Source organism: Actinocrispum wychmicini (genome assembly GCF_004345645.1).
GTDB classification, from domain to species: domain Bacteria; phylum Actinomycetota; class Actinomycetes; order Mycobacteriales; family Pseudonocardiaceae; genus Kibdelosporangium; species Kibdelosporangium wychmicini.
The window spans coordinates 111,858-129,498 of sequence record NZ_SLWS01000010.1 but is presented as its reverse complement, the minus strand read 5'-3'; the positions used below and the strand labels follow the sequence as shown (position 1 = coordinate 129,498).

Here is a 17,641-nt window from a genome sequence, read left to right as displayed (position 1 = left end):
GGAGTGAGTCCGCGCGAACGGACCGTTCGCGCGGGTGTTGCACTAATGAGCGGGTGATACACTCCCGACCATGCCAACTACACGTCCGCGTCACATGATCACCGAGACCGACGAGATCGCAAGCGCGCTGAACTACGCCGCGGACCAGTGGCCCGATGAGCGGAACAGCCGCGGGAAACTGCTCGTCCACCTGATCGAAGAAGGACATCGCGCCCTGCGCAAGCAGCGGGAAGCCGCTGCCGCCAAGCGCCGCGAGGCAATTCGCCGCAGCAGCGGCAAGTACGACGATGTCTACGAGGAGGGCTACCTCGAAAAGCTTCGCGAGGACTGGCCGGCGTGATCATTTTCGACGCTTGCGTCCTGATCGCACATTTTCGCACCAGCGACGCACATCATGAGGACGCCGACCGGATACTGTTGGACTCCGCCGAGACACCGATAGGCGCCAGCACGATCACGCTGGCAGAAGTGTTCACCGGCCCGTCCCGACACCCGGAGCGGCTTCACGCCGTCCAGGCCGAAGTGCGGGATATGGAACTTCAAGAGATCCATCTGGACCGCAACTCGGCCACACAGCTGGCTCAGCTGCGTGTGGAGACTGGGCTGAAACTTCCGGACTGTTGCGTCCTGCTCGCTGCGACACAAGTCTCCGCGGACACTGTCGCCACCTTTGACGACCGACTTGCTAAGGCCGCCCGTGACCGGGGCCTGACCGTCCTGGGCTGACACGGCCGCTCACACGATTGTGTGACGTGTGGGGCATGTGGGGCTGATGTGATTCAGGCTACTGCCCGTGTGGATCTGTGTGGTGATCATGTTGGGTCTCACCGCGCTCGCGGCAAGGGCGCGGCGACGGACTCACCGGCGGGTGGCGCGACCGATCAGGCCGCGCCCGCCCGTGCCGGAGTGCGTGGTGGTCCACGGGTCCGCGTTTACCGCGATGACCCGGCGTTGTGACCGCCACCCAAGCCGCAACCGACCGCATCGACAACGAGTCCCCGCCCGACGACGCTAAGCCTCCACCACTGCAACCCCGGAACGCGCGACACACCGTCCGGGAACGCGCGACACGGCGCTCAGAGGGAGGCGATGAGGCGTTCGACTCGTTCGTCGACTGCTCGGAAGGGGTCCTTGCACAGGACTGTGCGCTGGGCTTGGTCGTTCAGTTTCAGGTGCACCCAGTCGACGGTGAAGTCGCGGCCGGCTTCTTGGGCGGCGGCGATGAAGTCGCCTCGGAGTTTCGCCCGGGTGGTCTGCGGTGGGGTGTCCTTGGCGGCCTCGATCTCGCCGTCGTCGGTCACCCTGGCCACCAGGTCCTTGCGCTGCAACAGGTCGAAGATGCCGCGGCCGCGCCGGATGTCGTGGTACGCCAGGTCGAGTTGGGCCACCCGGGCGCTGGACAGCTCCAGGCCGTGCTTGGCCTGGTAGCGCTCGACCAGCCGGTGCTTGATCGCCCAGTCGATCTCCCGGTCGATCCGGCCGAGGTCCTCCTGCTCGACCGCTTCCAGCGTGCGGCCCCACAGCTCGATCACCCGGTTGGTCACCGGGTCGGCGCCCCGCCGCTCGACGTGCTCCACCGCCTTGGCGAAGTACTCCCGCTGGATGTCCAGCGCGGACGCCTCCCGGCCGCCGGCCAACCGGACCAGCCGCCGGCCGGTCAGGTCGTGGCTGATCTCGCGGATCGCCCGGATCGGGTTGTCCAGGCTGAAGTCCCGGAACTGGACGCCGTCCTCGATCATCTCCAGCACCAGGTTGGCGCTGCCGACCTTGAGCAGGGTCGTCGACTCCGACATGTTCGAGTCGCCGACGATCACGTGCAGCCTGCGGTAGCGCTCGGCGTCCGCGTGCGGCTCGTCGCGGGTGTTGATGATCGGCCGGGACCGGGTGGTCGCGCTGGAGACGCCTTCCCAGATGTGCTCGGCGCGTTGTGACAGGCAGTACACGGCGCCGCGCGGCGTCTGCAGGACCTTCCCGGCGCCGCAGATCAGCTGCCGGGTCACCAGGAACGGCAGCAGCACGTCGGCGATCCTGGAGAACTCGCCGGCCCTGGTGACCAGGTAGTTCTCGTGGCAGCCGTACGAGTTGCCGGCCGAGTCGGTGTTGTTCTTGAACAGGAAGATGTCGCCGCCGATGCCCTCGTCGGCCAGCCGCCGCTCGGCGTCGACGAGCAGGTCCTCCAGGATCCGCTCCCCCGCCTTGTCGTGGGTGACCAACTGCACCAGGTCGTCGCATTCCGCCGTGGCGTACTCCGGGTGCGACCCGACGTCCAGGTAGAGGCGCGAGCCGTTACGCAGGAAGACATTTGAGGAACGCCCCCACGACACGACCCGCCGGAAGAGGTACCTCGCCACCTCGTCCGGGCTGAGCCTGCGCTGCCCGTGGAAGGTGCAGGTCACCCCGAACTCGGTCTCGATGCCGAAGATCCGCCGCTGCATCCCTTCAGCCTAGGCGGTCCGGGTCACGAAGGCCGTGCGCCGTTCGGGGTTAGATCGGTATTCGCCCAGTAATCAGCGGCCGAACGGCTCTGACGCTAGCGTTCGAGGTGTGTTCCGACGTGTGCGAACCCGCCTGCGGGATGTCAGCCAGGTGGACAAATGGCTGGTCCGGCGCAGCGCCGACCTGCCCGAGACCGCGGTCGACCGGGCGCTGAAGGCGCTGAGCTGGTCGGCTGACCACGGGAAACTCTGGTTCGGTGTGGCGGCGTTGTTCGCGTTGCGGAAAGGCGGGTCCAGGCGCGCCGCGTTGCGTGGTGTCGCCGCGATCGCCGGCGCGAGCGTGAGCGCGAACCTGGTGGGCAAGCGCCTGTTCCCGCGCCGCCGCCCGGCCGCGGAGCTGCTGCCGACCCATCGGCGGCTGACAAAGCGGCCCGTGTCGTCGTCCTTTCCGTCCGGTCACTCAGCGTCAGCGGTGGCGTTCACCACAGCGGTCGCCATGGAAAGCCCGGTGTTGGCGGTCGCAGTGGCACCGCTCGCGGCAGCGGTCGCATATTCACGTGTCCACACCGGCGTGCACTGGCCCACTGACGTGGTCGCGGGCGCCGCGATCGGTGTCGCCGCCGGCCTCGCCACCCGCCATTGGTGGCCGACCAGCAGCGACGAGCCAGCCACCGCACACCAGCACTGGTCCCTGCCCGCGCTGCGGCACGGCGAGGGCCTGCTGATCCTGGTGAACCCGGGCTCGGGCGGGGCGGGCGAAGACCCCACCGACGACATCACCCGCCGCTGGCCCAAAGCCATCGTGCTGTCCCCGGAACCCGAACGTGACCTGATCGACCAACTCACCGAGGAGATCGACACCCGACAGCCACGGGCACTGGGCGTCGCGGGCGGCGACGGCACGGTCGCGGCGGTGTCGACACTCGCCGCCGAACGGGAACTACCCCTGGTCCTCGTCCCCGCCGGAACACTGAACCACTTCGCCCGGGACATCGGTGTCGACGGGATCGACAGCGTCGCCACCGCCCTGGAAACCGGCGACGGAGCCCGAGTCGACCTGACCACGGTCACCGTCGACGACGAACGCGCCCGCTGGTTCGTGAACACGGCCAGCATCGGCGGCTACCCGGACATGGTCCGACTGCGCGAAGAACTGCAGGACCGCTGGGGCAAATGGCCCGCGGCGGCCATCGCCCTGGTGAAGATCCTCAGCGAAGCCACCCCACTGCACCTGAAGATCAACGGGGAAACCCACCACGTCTGGATGGTCTTCGTCGGCAACGGCAGCTACCACCCCAAAGGCTTCGCACCCACGACCCGCCCCAGCCTGGACACCGGCCTGATGGACGTCCGATACATCCGAGCGGACATGAAACTGTCCCGGCTGCGTTTCATCACGGCCGCGATCACCGGAGCACTGCACCGCAGCAGAACCTACCGCCAGTTCGACACGGAACGACTGGAAGTCTCCGTAACCGGCAACCCGATCCACATAGCGACCGACGGAGAAGTAGGCCCAGCAGGCACAGAATTCAGCTTCCGCACCCACACAGCCGCCCTAGCCATCTACCGGTAACGGACCAGCGAGCCAGGCGAGCAAAGGGGCCGGAGGACGGGAGAAGAGGTTCGGTTTTACACGGGGCGTGGCGGCTTTAAGCTGGCTGCGGCGGCAGGCCTGAAAGCCACCCAAGAAGAAGCCTGGGGGTGGCAAACGGGAGATACATGGCCTGCCGGCGTAGTCGGCTTGCAGCCGCCGCGGGGGTCCCCGTGTCAAACCGAACCGGGTGGTGACTACTCAGCCTTGTCCTCAGGCTCCGACGACTCCTCAGGAGTCTCAGCAACCGGCAGGATGGCAGTCAACGCCTCCCCAGCAATCCGACGGAAAGCACGACGCGGCCGGGCGCGGTCAAGCACGGCCACTTCCAGCTTCTCGCGGTCCAGCAGCGGGTTGCCATTCCCGTTGTTGTTCGCGTTCGCCGCGCCGGGGGTGGTCGCCTTGCTCAGGGCACGCACCGCAACCTTGACCGCTTCCGCCAGGTCCAGGCCGTCGGTGTAGGTGTCCTTCAGGGCCGTGTTGATCGGGTCGGTGTTGCCGCCCATCACCATGTAGCGCGGTTCGTCCACAATGGACCCGTCGTAGGTGAGCCGGAACAGCTGGTCCTGGTCGGCCGAGGTGCCGACCTCGGCCACGCAGATCTCCACCTCGTACGGCTTGAAGTCCTGGGCGAAGATCCCGCTGAGGGCCTGGGCGTACACGTTGGCCAGCTGGCGCGCGGACACGTCCCGCCGGTCGAACGAGTAGCCCCACAACTCGGCGTGTTTGATGCCGGCGCGGCGCAGCCCCTCGAACTCGCTGTACCGGCCCGCGGCGGCGAAGCCGATCCGGTCGTACAGCTCGGACACCTTGCGCAGGGTGCTGCGCGGCGGGATCTCGGCCACGAACAGCACGCCACCGGCGTACTTGAGCACGACGACGCTGCGGCCCCTGGCAATGCCCTTGCGGGCGAGCTCGGACTTCTCGCGCACCAGCTGCTCGGGTGACGCGTACAGCGGCATGCTCACGGTGACGGCTCCTGGATGTCGATGGTGATGGTCTGCGCGTCAAGCACTGTGACGCTGGCTTCGGTCGGCGACAACGGCTTCGGCCACTGTGGCGGTCGTCGACTCCGGCAGGTGGATCGCGCCGTCGGCGGCGGTGATCGTGATGATGGTCGGGAAGATCCGCCGGGACAGGTCCGGACCGCCGGTCGCGGTGTCGTCGTCGGCGGCGTCGTACAGCGCCTCGACCGCCGCGCGGACGGCCGTGTCCTGGTCGCCGTCGGGGTCGTAGAGCTTCTTCAGCGCGGACTTGGCGAACAGCGAGCCCGATCCCACCGCGTGGTACCCGGCGCGCTCCTCGTAGCGGCCGCCGACGACGTCGTACGACACGATCCGGCCCTTCGGGCTGTCCGAGTCGATGTCGTAGCCGACGAACATCGGGACCACGGCGAGGCCCGCCATGGCCATCTCCAGGTTGTCCCGCACCATGGTGGCGAGCTGGTTCGTCTTGCCGTCCAGGGACAGCGGCACGCCTTCGATCTTCTCGTAGTGCGCCAACTGGACCGCGTACAGCCGGACCAACTCGACGGCCAGCCCGGCGGTGCCGGCGATGCCGACCGCCGAGTAGTCGTCGGTGACGAAGACCTTCTCCATGTCCCGCTGGGCGATCAGGTTGCCCGACGTGGCCCGGCGGTCACCGGCCAACAGCACGCCGCCGGCGTACGCGATCGCCACGATGGTGGTGCCGTGCGGGGCTTCCAGAACGGGGTTCGGCGCGCCGCCGCTCGTCCGCAACCGGTGCGCGCCCGGCAACAGGTCGGGCGCCTGCTCGCGCAGGAACTCGACGAACGACGACGACCTGGCCGACGTGTAGGCAGCCGGCAGCCCGGTGCCCGCCCCCGGGCGGGAGAAGGTGTGGTCCATGCCCTGCTTTCGTGCTCTAGTTCATCCGGTCACGTGCCAGCGGCAGGCTACTGCCCGCCCTTTTGCACATAGGCCCGGACGAAGTCCTCCGCGTTCTCCTCCAGGACGTCGTCGATCTCGTCGAGGATCGTGTCCACGTCCTCGCCGAGCTTCTCACGGCGTTCCTGACCGGCCGCGGTCGTGCCGTCGACATCCTCGTCGCCGTCGCCGCCGCCCTGGCGCTGCACTTGTTCCTGGGACATCTGGCCTCCCGGTCTTTCGTCTGGCCTACTTGAACATTACCCAGGAGCACCGACATTCGTCCCGCCGGTGCCCGGGTGTTCTTTTCCAGACCAGCTCAGCCGCGAGGCGCCCCGGTGAGCGCGTCGACCAGTTCCTCGGCCGTGGCCGAGGCCTCCAGCAGGGCTCCGACGTGCGCTTTTGTCCCGCGCAGCGGTTCAAGGGTGGGGATTCGGACCAGGGATTCGCGGCCCAGATCGAAGATCACCGAGTCCCAGGACGCGGCCGCGATCGCGTTCGGGTAACGCTCAAGGCACCGGCCCCGGAAGTAGGCCCGGGTGTCGCTCGGCGGCTCGGTGATCGCCGCCCGCACCTCCTCCTCGCTGACCAGGCGTTTCATCGAGCCACGGGCCACCAGGCGGTTGTACAGGCCCTTGTCCAGCCGGACGTCCGAGTACTGCAGGTCGACCAGGTGCAACCTCGGCGAGGACCACTGCAGGCCGTCCCGGGCCCGGAAGCCCTCCAGCAGCCGCAGCTTGGCCGGCCAGTCCAGCCGGTCGGCGCACTCCTGCGGGTCACGGGCCAACGCGTCCAGAATGTCCGCCCAGGTCCGCAGCACGTCCCGGGACACGGAGTCCTGGTCGGTCTTCTCGATGTGCTCGGCGGCCATCTCCAGGTACGCGGACTGGATGTCCAACCCGGTGAACTTGCGGCCGTTGGACAGCTCGACCGTGGTCTTCAGGGTCGGGTCGTGGCTGAGCGTGTGCACCGAGCGGACCGGGTCGGCGAGCTTGAGGTGGTCGAACCGGACCCCGGCCTCGATCATGTCGATGACCAGCGCGGTCGTGCCCAGCTTGAGGTACGTCGAGTACTCGGCGAGGTTGGCGTCGCCGATGATCACGTGCAGCCTGCGGTACTTGTCCGCGTCGGCGTGCGGCTCGTCGCGGGTGTTGATGATGCCGCGCTTGAGGGTGGTCTCCAGGCCGACCTCGACCTCGATGTAGTCGGACCGCTGCGAGAGCTGGAACCCGGCCTCCTCGCCGGCCACCCCGACGCCGACCCGGCCGGAGCCGCAGATCACCTGGCGGGACACGAAGAACGGCGTCAGCCCGGCGATCACGGACGTGAACGGCGTGCTCCGGCTCATCAGGTAGTTCTCGTGCGTGCCGTAGCTCGCGCCCTTGCCGTCGACGTTGTTCTTGTACAGCTGCAGGCGGGGCTGGCCGGGCACGGTCGCGGCGGTCATCGCCGCCTCCTCCATCACCCGCTCCCCCGCCTTGTCCCAGATGACCGCGTCGCGCGCGTTGGTCACCTCGGGCGCGGAGTACTCCGGATGCGCGTGGTCGACGTACAGGCGCGCGCCGTTGGTGAGGATGACGTTGGCGGCGCCCAGGTCCTCCACGTCCGGGTCGGACGGCGCCATGGTCGGCGCGCCGAGGTCGAACCCGCGCGCGTCCCGCAGCGGCGACTCCACCTCGTAGTCCCAGCGCGCACGGCGCGCCCGTGGGATGTCCGCGGCGGCCGCGTACGCCAGCACCACCTGGGTCGAAGTCAGTACCGGGTTGGCTGTGGCGTCGCCCGGAACAGCGATGCCGTACTCAACTTCAGTCCCCATGATCCGCCGCATGCGGTCAAGCCTAGGAGTTGCGTTCCAGGGCCGTTGCGGCGAGTGGTGCGATCCGTGTCACGGCCTGTTGCGCCTTGATCTCGGTCGCGGCGGTCACCGAGACCACGCTGAGCCGCTGACCATCGGCTTTGACGGCCGTGCAGATGTCCTGCTTGGTGCTCGTGGCACACCAGCTGACCTGCCCGTCGGCGGCCATCACCGGTTTACGGACGGTCATCTCCTTGTACTTGCCGCACTTGAGCCCGTCGTACACGGCGGCCACGACCCGGTCCGCCGGCCCGTCGAACTCCGCCACGTACTGCCGGACGGTTGCTCCGGTCGGGTAGGTCCAGGTGGTCTGGTAGCCGGCACGGGCCGAGCCCAGCGACACGTCGCAGTCCGGCAACCGGGCGAGCGTCGAGGTGTCGGCGGTGCCGGTGCGCTGTACGCCTTCGGTCGCGAGATCGGCCGCCGTCAACGCGAACTCGGCCAGGTCCCGCGGCTTCGGCGGCTCGGACAGCTTCGCCGCCGGCATCGGCGCCGGGCGCACGGCCGGCGGCTCGACGGAGGCCGAGGTGGCGGGGGTGTCGACGTCCTTGTAGTACCTGTTGTCCCGCAGGTCGTTGGGCCGGTTGGAGCAGCTGGCGAGGAGCAGCGCGGCTCCTGCGGTCGCCAGCACGCGCGCACGACGCAAGGTTGGCCTTTCCCTTGTCAGCCATGGATTCCGAGCGTGATCAAACCTAGCCTACGTCCACGGCAGGTCCGCGCGGTGGGCCCAGTACTCGCCGGGCGGTTCGGCCAGGTCGCCCATCAGCTCCCAGTCCACGTCGTCGAGCGGCACGGGCACGAGGTTGGTGTGCAGCTGCGGCACGCTCGCCGCGCCGCTGAGCACGATGTCCGCCCACGGCTGGGCGAGGGCGGCGGCCAGGGCGACCGCGTCCGGCCCGGCCATGTTGCGCATGGCGATGTCCGCCACCGCCCGTGGCGGGCGCACCGCGAGCCGCCCGTTCGCCATGGCCTCCTTCACCAGGACACGGGCACCGGAACCGTGCGCCTCGGCCAGCGCGGGGCCGGCGGAGGTCTCCAGGACGTTCCAGGTCGACTGGACGGCCGAGAACAGCCGCTGCCCGTTGGCCGTCAGGTCGAACGCGCGCCGGATCACGTCCGCCTGTTCCGGCCCGGAGGTGGAGAAACCCAGCGGAACGCCGATGTCGGCCATGGCGGACTGCAACGACTTGTCGGTGAACAGCGGGCTGTCCGCGGTGAGCGAGTGCACCTGGTAGAGGTCGGGAGTCAACAGCGCGCCGGTCTCGGCCCACTGGCGGGTGAAACGCGCCAGCGAGTGCTCCTTGACCTCGTGGACGTCCGCGTCCGCACGCCAGTCGGCCGTGTACTCGTAGCCCCACTTGCTCGACACCGTCACATCGGGCGGGGTCCGCGACGCCAGCCAGGCGCCCACGAACTCCTCCGCCCGCCCGTACGAACGGGCTGCGTCGACCCACCGGATCCCGGCCGCGTACGCGGCGTCCAGGACCTCGAAACAGGCTTCCCGCATGGCGTCGACCGTCCGCTCCGCGGGCAGTGCGCCGTCCCGGCCCAGGTTGATGTAAGCGGGCCGGCCGAGGGCCGCGGTGCCGATGGCGATGCGCATGACGCAGAACATAAACGGACGCCGCGACCATCACGTGGCCGCGGCGTCCGTGTCGGGCTGGGATCAGAGGTACTGACCGGTGTTGGTCGCCGTGTCGATCGCCCGGCCGGATTCCTGGTTCTTGCCGGTGACGAGCGTGCGGATGTACACGATCCGCTCGCCCTTCTTGCCGGAGATCCGGGCCCAGTCGTCCGGGTTGGTGGTGTTCGGCAGGTCCTCGTTCTCCGCGAACTCGTCCACGATCGCGTCCAGCAGGTGCTGCACGCGCAGACCCCGCTGCTTGGTCTCCAGGACCGACTTGATCGCCGCCTTCTTCGCCCGGTCGACGATGTTCTGGATCATCGCGCCGGAGTTGAAGTCGCGGAAGTACAGGACCTCCTTGTCCCCGTTGGCGTAGGTCACCTCGAGGAACCGGTTGTCCTCGCTCTCCTCGTACATCCGCTCGACCGTGTGCTGGATCATCGCCTCGATGCACGCCTTGGTGTCCCCGTTGAACTCAGCGAGGTCGTCAGCGTGGATCGGCAGCGTGCGGGTCAGGTACTTGGAGAAGATGTCCTGCGCCGCCTCGGCGTCCGGACGCTCGATCTTGATCTTCACGTCCAGCCGGCCCGGCCGAAGGATCGCCGGGTCGATCATGTCCTCGCGGTTGGAGGCACCGATCACGATCACGTTCTCGAGACCTTCGACCCCGTCGATCTCGCTCAACAGCTGCGGGACGATGGTGGTCTCCACGTCGGACGACACCCCGCTGCCGCGGGTCCGGAAGATCGAGTCCATCTCGTCGAAGAACACGATCACCGGGGTGCCCTCCGAGGCCTTCTCCCGGGCACGCTGGAAGATCAGCCGGATGTGGCGTTCGGTCTCGCCCACGAACTTGTTGAGCAGCTCGGGACCCTTGATGTTGAGGAAGTACGACTTGGCCTGGCCGTCGTCGTTCCCACGGGCCGCCGCGACCTGCTTGGCCAACGAGTTGGCCACGGCCTTGGCGATCAGCGTCTTGCCGCAGCCGGGCGGTCCGTAGAGCAGCACGCCCTTGGGCGGCCGCAGCTCGTACTCCCGGTACAGCTCGGCGTGCAGGAACGGCAGTTCCACCGCGTCGCGGATCTGCTCGATCTGCCGGAAGAGGCCGCCGATGTCGGCGTAGTCGACGTCCGGCACCTCCTCGAGCACGAGATCCTCGACCTCAGCCTTGGGCACCCGCTCGTAGGCGTACCCGGACTTGGTGTCGACCAGGAGCGAGTCTCCTGGTTTGAGCGGCGAGTCGGCCAGTGGATCGGCCAGCCAGACCACTCTCTCCTCATCGGCATGTCCGACCACCAGCGCGCGGATGGAAGCGCCGTCGGAACCCGCGGCGAGCAGCTCACGCAACGTGCAGACCTCGCCGGTCTGCTCGAACGTGCCGCCCTCCACCACGGTGAGCGCCTCGTTGAGACGCACCGACTGACCGCGCCTGAGCGTGTCGACCTCGACGGCGGGCGAAACAGCCACCCGCATCCGACGGCCCGCGGTGAACACGTCCACCGTGCCGTCCTCGTGACCGGCGAGATACACGCCGTAGCCGCTGGGCGGCTGCGCTAGCCGATCCACCTCCTCCCGCAACGCCAGCAACTGGCTTCGGGCCTCGCGCAGCGTGTCCACCAGCTTGGTGTTGCGCTCAGTGAGCTGTCCCACTCGTTCCGAGGCTTCCGCTAGCCTCTGCTCGAGCAGGCGCACATGGCGAGGCGATTCCGTCAACTTGCGGCGCAGCAGCGCGATTTCCTCTTCGAGGAATCGGATCTGCGCGGACTGACTAGTCTCACGGCCCGCGCCTTCATCGGCGCTGTGGTCGTCGGCCTCCTCAGGCCGACTGCCGGGACGGTCGTGCTGCATGGTCGGCACCTCCTCCCGAACTACGTACCCCATACGGTACCGGTGATCACTGACATTAGAAGCTCAACCAGATGTCGAGATCGGCGCGTCGATGTCAAGAAACCCCCGCTCGGAGGGATTCAATGCTCCATCCCGGTGTAGTAGGGAACCGGACACCGGCTACGGTGCGTCTAGTACTAGTCCAACGGCGTTCTGGGCGAACACCGGGGAAACGCGACATGTACACGATCGCCACAGCTAGGAGAACGTAATGTCCCAACCACCGCAGCAGCCGGGTGGATACGGCGAGCAGCCCGGCTATGGCCAGCAGCCGGGGTACGGCCAGCCCGGCGGTGGATACCCACAGCAGCCAGGCGGCTACCCGCAGCAACAGCCCGGCGGTTACCCGCAGCAGCCAGGCGGCGCGTTCCCCCCGTCCGGCCCGCAGCAGGCGCAGCCAGGGGGCGCGTTCCCGCAGTCCGGCCCGCAGCCGGTCCAGCCCGGTGGCTACCCGCAGGGCCAGCCCGGCGGCTACGGCCCGCCGCCCGGATTCCCGCCCGGCCAGGGCGGCTTCCCGCCGCCACCCGGCAAGAAGAGCCCGCTGCCGTGGATCCTGGTCGGCGGTGGCGTGGTGGTCGTCGCGGTCGTGGTCGTGCTGATCTTCGTCCTGGGCGGCGGTAGCACCAGCACCGCCAAGGGCGCCGCGCAGACCGCGGTCGACGCCCTGAACTCCAAGGACGTCGACGGGATGAAGAAGGTCAGCTGCAACCAGAACGGCGCCGCGGGCTCCTCCTCGATCATGGACCAGGCGCAGCTGGCCGGCATGCAGATCAAGGTCACGCTCGGTGACGTCACGGAGACCGGGGAAACCGCGAAGGCGAAGGTGAAGTACACCATCACCCAGGACGGCCAGACCGAGTCCGGCGACGGCGGGATGAACCTGAAGAAGCAGAACGGCAGTTGGTGTGTGTCCGGCCTGACCGGCGGCAACTGACGGTCGAACCACCAGAAGGCCCTGAACCGACGGTTCAGGGCCTTCTGTCACGGATCGTCACGTTTGGGTGAAGTTGCGTCAATCCGATGACTTTCTCAAAAAGTCCAAGTGCGGTCCAACCGTTTCGCCTAACGTCACCACGGCACACGACTTCTCACCGGGGACGAACATGACCTACCCGCCGCAGGATCCAGGCCCGTACGGCAACAACCCGTACGGGCAGCAGCCACCACAGCAGCCGGGCTGGGGGCAGCAGCCGCCACCACCACCCCAGCAGCAGCCGACGTACGGGGGGTACGACCAGACGTACGGCTACGGCGGGCAGCCGCAGGGGCCGCAGGGCTACGGCTATCCCCCGCAGCCGCCGAAGAAGACCGGGCTGATCGTCGCCCTGGTCGCGGCGGGCGTGCTGGTCGTGGGCGGCGGTGTCACCGCGATCGTGCTGCTCAGCGGCAACGGCAGCGACAACGGCGCCGGCGGCACGACCACGAGCAACTCCGCGGACGCCGGCATCGGCACGCCCGAGGACCTGGTCAACAAGGTGATCGACGCGGTCGAGAACAAGGACTCGCGGGCGGCCGAGGCGCTGCTGTGTGACAAGAAGTCGTCCACACCGGCGTTCGAACTGGACAAAGCGCCCAAGGACATCACCATCAAGGCCACGTTGGCCGGCAAGGTGACGCACTCCGGGACGTCGGCGGCGTCGGCCCGGCTGAACCTGAAGGTGACCGAAGCGAGCAGCGCCCGGTCCACCACGCTGCCGCTGAGCCTGCGGATGTCGGAGAAGGCGGGCAAGTGGTGCGTGGAGAACGCCAACATGGGGTCCTCGTCGAGTTCCAGCTCGCGGCCCACCACCCGGACGAGCTACTAGTACCTTGGGGCGGGTGCCGACACCCGCCAGACGCAGGACCACGGCCGTGACCGTGGTCATCGTGGGCATGGTGTTGGGCGGGGTGGGCGCCGCCGTGTACTTCCACACGTCCGGTCGCCAGATCCCACCCGATCCCGCGCCGCTGCCGGGCGCCGAAGGGTCGCCCGAGGCACTGGCCAGGACCGTGGTGGACCGGCTGAACGCCAAGGACCTGACCGGCGTGATCGACCTCACATGCACGCAGGGCAAGAACACCGGCCGGCGGGAACTGATCGCGGCGCTGCCACCGCTCGACCCGGCCGCGCCGCCGGGCACCCGGAGCACCCCGGTGGAGGTCACGCTCAACAGTGTCACCCCGTTCGCCGACGGGTACGTCGCCGCGATCCGGATCCGCTACCAGGGCGCCACGGGCGACGGGAAGATGCGCATCCAGCGCGGCGGCGACCAGTGGACGCTGTGCGGGCTGGACCCACCCCGGTTCGGCGGGGCGGGGTGACAGTGACTTCACAGCGTACGGATACGGTGTGCGCATGGTCCCGTCCGAGCCACCAGAGCCCAGCGACCAGCAGGAACCGCCCACGCCGGACGTCGGCCCGCCGGCCAGGCGCGGCAACCGGAAGCTGACGATCGCCATCGCCGCCGCCGTTGTCGTGGTGGTCGGCGGCGGTGTCACGCTGATCGCGGTCGCGTCGAACGGCAGCCCGCAGGAAGTGGCGCTGCGCAAGGACACGGCCGACGCGCGTGCCGTCTCCGAGAAGTTCGCGGTGCTTTTCGGGCAGGCGCGCAACGACGGCGTGTTCGCGCTGTCCGAGTCGGACGTCAAGGCGCTGCTGTGCACCCGCGAGCAGGACGCGCTGGACCAGGAATGGCAGGACCGGCAGAACAAGGAGATCAACCGACCCGTCACGCCGGTGCCGAACGCGCGGCTGCAGATGACCGTGCGGGACGTGCGGATCCACGGCGACAACGGGGTGGCCACGCTGACCGGCGCGATCGCCGACCGGCGCACCGACCAGGACTTCCAACTGCTCAAAGAGGACGGTCAGTGGAAGGTGTGCGACGTGGTGTTCCGGATCCCCAAGGCGTCCGGCACGAACACACTGTCACCGTCCACATCGGACGGCAGCACACCGCCGTCCTCGTCCTCGGAGGGCACGCCTGACACTTCGTCGACCACGTCGTCCTCAGGCATTCCGTCATGACGACCGAGGACAGCCGCCGCCGCAACGGCCGGATCCTGGTGATCGTCGCGGCCGCACTCATCGTGATCGTCGGCGGTGTCGGCATCCTGCTGCTGACCCGTGGCGACGGCGGCACCGACGACCCCAACCGGGCCGCCCAGTCCTTTGTGGACGTTTACCAGCGCGGCCTGAACTCGTCCGGCCGGGACGTGTCGGCGTCGGACTTCGCGCCGTTCGTGTGCGCGGCCGACATGGACGGCATCAAGGAGGCGTTCTCGGTCAAGGAGAACCCGGTCGACGGCGAGCCGCGGTTCCGGATGTCGGTCAAGGACGTCAAGACCGACGGCGACAAGGGCAGTTTCACCGTCGTCTCGCAGATCTCCGCGCCGGGCACGCAGCCGACGTCCGAGGACGAGAACTACTCCCTGGTCAAGGAAAGCGGCTCCTGGCGGGTCTGCGGACTGGGCGCCTAGCCCTTGCCCGACCGGCGCTGAACCCTTGGCGCCACAACGCCGTCCGCGAGCCGGCGGGCGGTCAGCAGGAACGCGGTGTGCGCGACCATCCGATGATCCGGGCGGACGGCCAGGCCGACCACGTGCCACGGGCGGTGCAGCGTCTCCCATGACTGCGGCTCGGTCCAGCATTGCTGTTCCCGCAACGCCTCCGTGACCCGGGACAGTTGGGTGACCGTGGCGACGTACACCACGAGCACCCCGCCGGGGATCAGGCTTTCCTTGACGATGTCCAGCATCTCCCACGGCGCCAACATGTCCAGCACCGCCCGGTCGACCTCGCCGGTGTGGGTGGCGAGATCCGCCACGGTCAGCGTCCAGTTCGGCGGCTGCTCACCGAAGAACTGCAGGACGTTGCGCTGCGCGTGCTCGGCGTGGTCGGCGCGGACCTCGTAGGACGTCACGCTGCCCGTCTCCCCCACCGCCCGCAGCAGCGAACACGTCAACGCGCCCGAGCCGGCGCCGGCCTCAAGCACCCGCGCGCCCGGGAAGATGTCGCCCCACATGACGATCTGGGCGGCGTCCTTGGGGTAGATCACCTGCGCGCCACGGGGCATCGACAGCACGTAGTCCGGCAGCAACGGCCGCAGCGCGAGGAAGGACGTGCCGCCGACGGACGTCACCACCGAGCCTTCGGGCGCGCCGATCAGGTCATCGTGGTTCAACGCGCCCCGATGGGTGTGGTACTGGCCGCCGTCCTCGAGGACCAGGGTGTAGTGCCTGCCCTTCGGGTCGGTCAGTTGTACCCGGTCACCCTTGCGGAACGGGCCACTCGCCCTGCTCACCGACACCTGCGCACGTCTCCTCTGACCCTCGTGATCCGGCCAGTATCGTGTCACCCGGCTGTGATCAGGCGTTACGCAGGGCCGCTTTCAGGTCCTCGCGGCGCAGCACACCGGACGGCCGGCCCTCCGCGTCCACGACCAGGAACTGCCACGCGGCGGTCTCGCTGACCCGGTCGATGATCTCCTCGCCGGGCTCGGAGTCGAGCAGCACGGTCTCCGGCCGGATCGGCTCGGCGGCCCGCTCGGCTGGCGCGAACGGGGAACTGAGGGCCAGCCGTTCGGCCGAGTCCCGGTCGAGCAGCCCGGCCGCCACCCCGTCGGCGCGCACGAGCACGACACCACGTCCGGCGGACGCGCCGAGCGCGTCCCTGACCGGGCTCTCCGCGGGCAGTTGCAGCACCGGCTGGACGAGATCGGCCAGCCGCAGCCCGTCCGGCCAGGTCCGGCGGTGTTCGGCGGCGAACTCGCCGGTGGCGCCGGCGACCACGAACCACGCGGTGATCAGGCAGACACCGAGCCGCAGCCACTTGTCCGTGCTGTCGTCGGCGAGCCCGAACAACGCCCACACCAGCAGGGCTCCGGCGACCAGACCGCCGCCGACGGCCGCCGCGGTGGTGCCCCGGGAACGTCGTCCGGTCAGCGCCCAGACGCCGGCCCGCAGCATGCGCCCGCCGTCCAGGGGAAGTCCGGGCAGCAGGTTGAACACGGCGACGGCGATGTTCGCGGCCGTGCATTCCAGCAGCAGCACCCAGAGCGCGCCGTCGTGCGGGATCACCAGGAGGGTCGCCCCGAACAGCGCGGCCAGGACGATCGACACCCCCGGCCCGGCCGCGGCCACCAGGCCTTCGTGTGCCGGCTTCCGTGGCGTTCTGGTCACTTCGGACAGCCCGCCGAGCAGGAACAGCCTGACCCGCCGCACCGGCAGTCCGAACCGGAGGGCCACCACGCAGTGGCCCAGTTCGTGCGCGAGGACGGACGCGCCGAGCAGCACCGCGAACGCGGCGGCGAGCAGGAACGCGCTGGTGTCGTTCACGCCCGGCAGCAGTCTGTTGACCAGCGGCGCGTACAGGAGCACCACCGCGAGCGACCCGATCCACCACGACGGCGCCAGCACCACGGGCACCCCGCCGACCCGGAACAGCAGCAGCCCACCGTCGCGAGAGGTGAGGCGCCCGCCCCGGATCGTCGTCATCCCCCGAGGGTAGGCGCATTGATGTTGAACCGCCGTATGCCAGGCTGGCTCAACGTGCGTTCGACCCGAGTGCGCGGGTGATGCGGTCCTGCAACGCCGCCTCCTCCGCCATTTCCTTCTCACTCGGCGACAGCACGACGATCGACAGCGTCACCATCGTGATGAAGCCGATGCCGGCGATCAGCGGGAACAGCAGGTCCTGTCCGGACATCCCGGTCAACGCACCCGTCGGGCTGTGCAGCTGCACGTGCGCCGCCGCCATCCCGGTGTGGTGCATGCCGTTCACGGCGATGCCCATGATCAGGGCGGCCACCAGGATCGCCCCGGCCCCCCGGATGTTGACCGTCGCCCACAGCGCGGCGGTCGCCGCCACCACACCGATCACCACCGAGGCGACCACCAGCCCCGCGCTGTAGTGAATTTCGCCGTACATGGTGATGGCGCTCATTCCGACGTAATGCATGATCGCCACGCCCGCGCCGGTGAACACGCCACCGACGACAATCCAGCCGAGCCCTTCGGTGAAACCGACCACGAACACCCCGACGGCCACCACGAGGACGGCCAGAATCATGCTCAGAACGGTGACCCGAACGTTATAGAGCAGTGGTGTGCCGTCCACCGTGGAACCGAGCATCGCGATGAAGTGCATCACCCAGATCCCGGTTCCGCCGATCGACAGGGCGGCCAGCACCAGCCACCGCGCCCGTGCGCTGCCCCGCACGATCCGGGCCCGTGACGTGCACAGCAGCCCGAGTGCGGACCCGACGACCGAAGCCACGTACGCGACGAACGCGGTGAGCGAGTTGAACGAAAAGCCAAGCACAGCGGCCTCCCCGAATTGCGCGCCACCCAGACAGGGAACCTTCCGCCCGAACCTACTCG

General features: G+C 68.8%; 19 protein-coding genes. 8 read left to right on the top strand and 11 right to left on the bottom strand.

Going from position 1 to position 17,641, the window contains the following annotated elements; translation table 11 throughout:
* Positions 1-94 precede the first annotated feature (94 nt).
* Entirely contained in the window at positions 95-340 is a 246-nt protein-coding gene (locus EV192_RS38195; RefSeq protein ID WP_132123517.1) for a hypothetical protein, read from the top strand.
* Complete coding sequence (locus tag EV192_RS38190; RefSeq protein WP_165960848.1) at positions 337-726, top strand: type II toxin-antitoxin system VapC family toxin; 390 nt, start codon at positions 337-339, stop codon at positions 724-726. The genes EV192_RS38195 and EV192_RS38190 overlap by 4 nt, the downstream gene beginning before the upstream one ends.
* Before the next feature lie 350 nt (positions 727-1,076).
* On the opposite strand, the gene pafA is transcribed toward EV192_RS38190, so the two are convergent.
* A complete protein-coding gene (gene pafA, locus EV192_RS38185) occupies positions 1,077-2,435 on the bottom strand; it encodes a Pup--protein ligase (protein ID WP_132123515.1) in 1,359 nt (452 codons plus the stop codon).
* A gap of 109 nt (positions 2,436-2,544) precedes the next feature.
* Between pafA and EV192_RS38180 the strand changes: the two genes are divergently transcribed.
* Complete coding sequence (locus tag EV192_RS38180; RefSeq protein WP_132123514.1) at positions 2,545-4,011, top strand: bifunctional phosphatase PAP2/diacylglycerol kinase family protein; 1,467 nt, start codon at positions 2,545-2,547, stop codon at positions 4,009-4,011.
* Between the two features lie 215 nt (positions 4,012-4,226).
* Here the strand turns inward: EV192_RS38180 and prcA are convergent, their stop codons facing one another.
* From prcA to arc, 7 genes are all read right to left on the bottom strand, one after another.
* Complete coding sequence (prcA, locus tag EV192_RS38175; protein WP_132123513.1) at positions 4,227-4,997, bottom strand: proteasome subunit alpha; 771 nt, start codon at positions 4,995-4,997, stop codon at positions 4,227-4,229.
* Between the two features lie 39 nt (positions 4,998-5,036).
* Positions 5,037-5,897, bottom strand: a complete 861-nt coding sequence (gene prcB, locus EV192_RS38170; protein WP_132123512.1) for a proteasome subunit beta — start codon at positions 5,895-5,897, stop codon at positions 5,037-5,039.
* Positions 5,898-5,944: 47 nt separating this feature from the next.
* Positions 5,945-6,139 (bottom strand): ubiquitin-like protein Pup, encoded by a 195-nt coding sequence (locus EV192_RS38165; protein WP_132123511.1) that lies wholly within the window; start codon positions 6,137-6,139, stop codon positions 5,945-5,947.
* Positions 6,140-6,234: 95 nt separating this feature from the next.
* Complete coding sequence (gene dop, locus EV192_RS38160) at positions 6,235-7,743, bottom strand: depupylase/deamidase Dop (protein ID WP_132123510.1); 1,509 nt, start codon at positions 7,741-7,743, stop codon at positions 6,235-6,237.
* A 10-nt stretch (positions 7,744-7,753) separates the two neighbouring features.
* On the bottom strand, positions 7,754-8,416 hold the full coding sequence (locus EV192_RS38155; RefSeq protein ID WP_132123509.1) for a hypothetical protein: 663 nt from the start codon (positions 8,414-8,416) through the stop codon (positions 7,754-7,756).
* Between the two features lie 51 nt (positions 8,417-8,467).
* Positions 8,468-9,373, bottom strand: a complete 906-nt coding sequence (locus EV192_RS38150; RefSeq protein WP_243727339.1) for an aldo/keto reductase — start codon at positions 9,371-9,373, stop codon at positions 8,468-8,470.
* A 63-nt stretch (positions 9,374-9,436) separates the two neighbouring features.
* Positions 9,437-11,242: a proteasome ATPase gene (arc, locus tag EV192_RS38145; protein ID WP_132123507.1), complete on the bottom strand. Its 1,806-nt coding sequence runs from the start codon at positions 11,240-11,242 to the stop codon at positions 9,437-9,439.
* A gap of 250 nt (positions 11,243-11,492) precedes the next feature.
* Here arc and EV192_RS38140 point away from each other — a divergent pair, with 250 nt between their 5' ends.
* The 5 genes from EV192_RS38140 to EV192_RS38120 all read left to right on the top strand — a co-directional run bounded on the left by EV192_RS38140 (position 11,493) and on the right by EV192_RS38120 (position 14,740).
* Complete coding sequence (locus tag EV192_RS38140) at positions 11,493-12,215, top strand: Rv0361 family membrane protein (RefSeq protein WP_132123506.1); 723 nt, start codon at positions 11,493-11,495, stop codon at positions 12,213-12,215.
* Positions 12,216-12,384: 169 nt separating this feature from the next.
* Positions 12,385-13,086 carry a hypothetical protein gene (locus tag EV192_RS38135; RefSeq protein ID WP_132123505.1) on the top strand — a complete coding sequence of 234 codons (702 nt, stop codon included), beginning with the start codon at positions 12,385-12,387 and terminating at the stop codon, positions 13,084-13,086.
* A gap of 13 nt (positions 13,087-13,099) precedes the next feature.
* A complete protein-coding gene (locus EV192_RS38130) occupies positions 13,100-13,582 on the top strand; it encodes a hypothetical protein (RefSeq protein ID WP_132123504.1) in 483 nt (160 codons plus the stop codon).
* Between the two features lie 34 nt (positions 13,583-13,616).
* The gene (locus tag EV192_RS38125; protein ID WP_132123503.1) at positions 13,617-14,288 is read left to right on the top strand and encodes an Rv0361 family membrane protein; all 672 of its coding nucleotides are present in this window, start codon (positions 13,617-13,619) and stop codon (positions 14,286-14,288) included.
* Complete coding sequence (locus tag EV192_RS38120) at positions 14,285-14,740, top strand: Rv0361 family membrane protein (RefSeq protein WP_132123502.1); 456 nt, start codon at positions 14,285-14,287, stop codon at positions 14,738-14,740. Before EV192_RS38125 ends, EV192_RS38120 begins: the two co-directional genes overlap by 4 nt.
* On the opposite strand, the gene EV192_RS38115 is transcribed toward EV192_RS38120, so the two are convergent.
* The 3 genes from EV192_RS38115 to EV192_RS38105 all read right to left on the bottom strand — a co-directional run bounded on the left by EV192_RS38115 (position 14,737) and on the right by EV192_RS38105 (position 17,582).
* Complete coding sequence (locus EV192_RS38115) at positions 14,737-15,564, bottom strand: tRNA (adenine-N1)-methyltransferase (RefSeq protein ID WP_132123501.1); 828 nt, start codon at positions 15,562-15,564, stop codon at positions 14,737-14,739. The two genes, EV192_RS38120 and EV192_RS38115, sit on opposite strands and share 4 nt — an antisense overlap.
* A gap of 64 nt (positions 15,565-15,628) precedes the next feature.
* Positions 15,629-16,756: a site-2 protease family protein gene (locus EV192_RS38110; protein ID WP_132123500.1), complete on the bottom strand. Its 1,128-nt coding sequence runs from the start codon at positions 16,754-16,756 to the stop codon at positions 15,629-15,631.
* Between the two features lie 49 nt (positions 16,757-16,805).
* Complete coding sequence (locus EV192_RS38105; RefSeq protein ID WP_207926533.1) at positions 16,806-17,582, bottom strand: MHYT domain-containing protein; 777 nt, start codon at positions 17,580-17,582, stop codon at positions 16,806-16,808.
* Between the last annotated feature and the right edge of the window lie 59 nt (positions 17,583-17,641).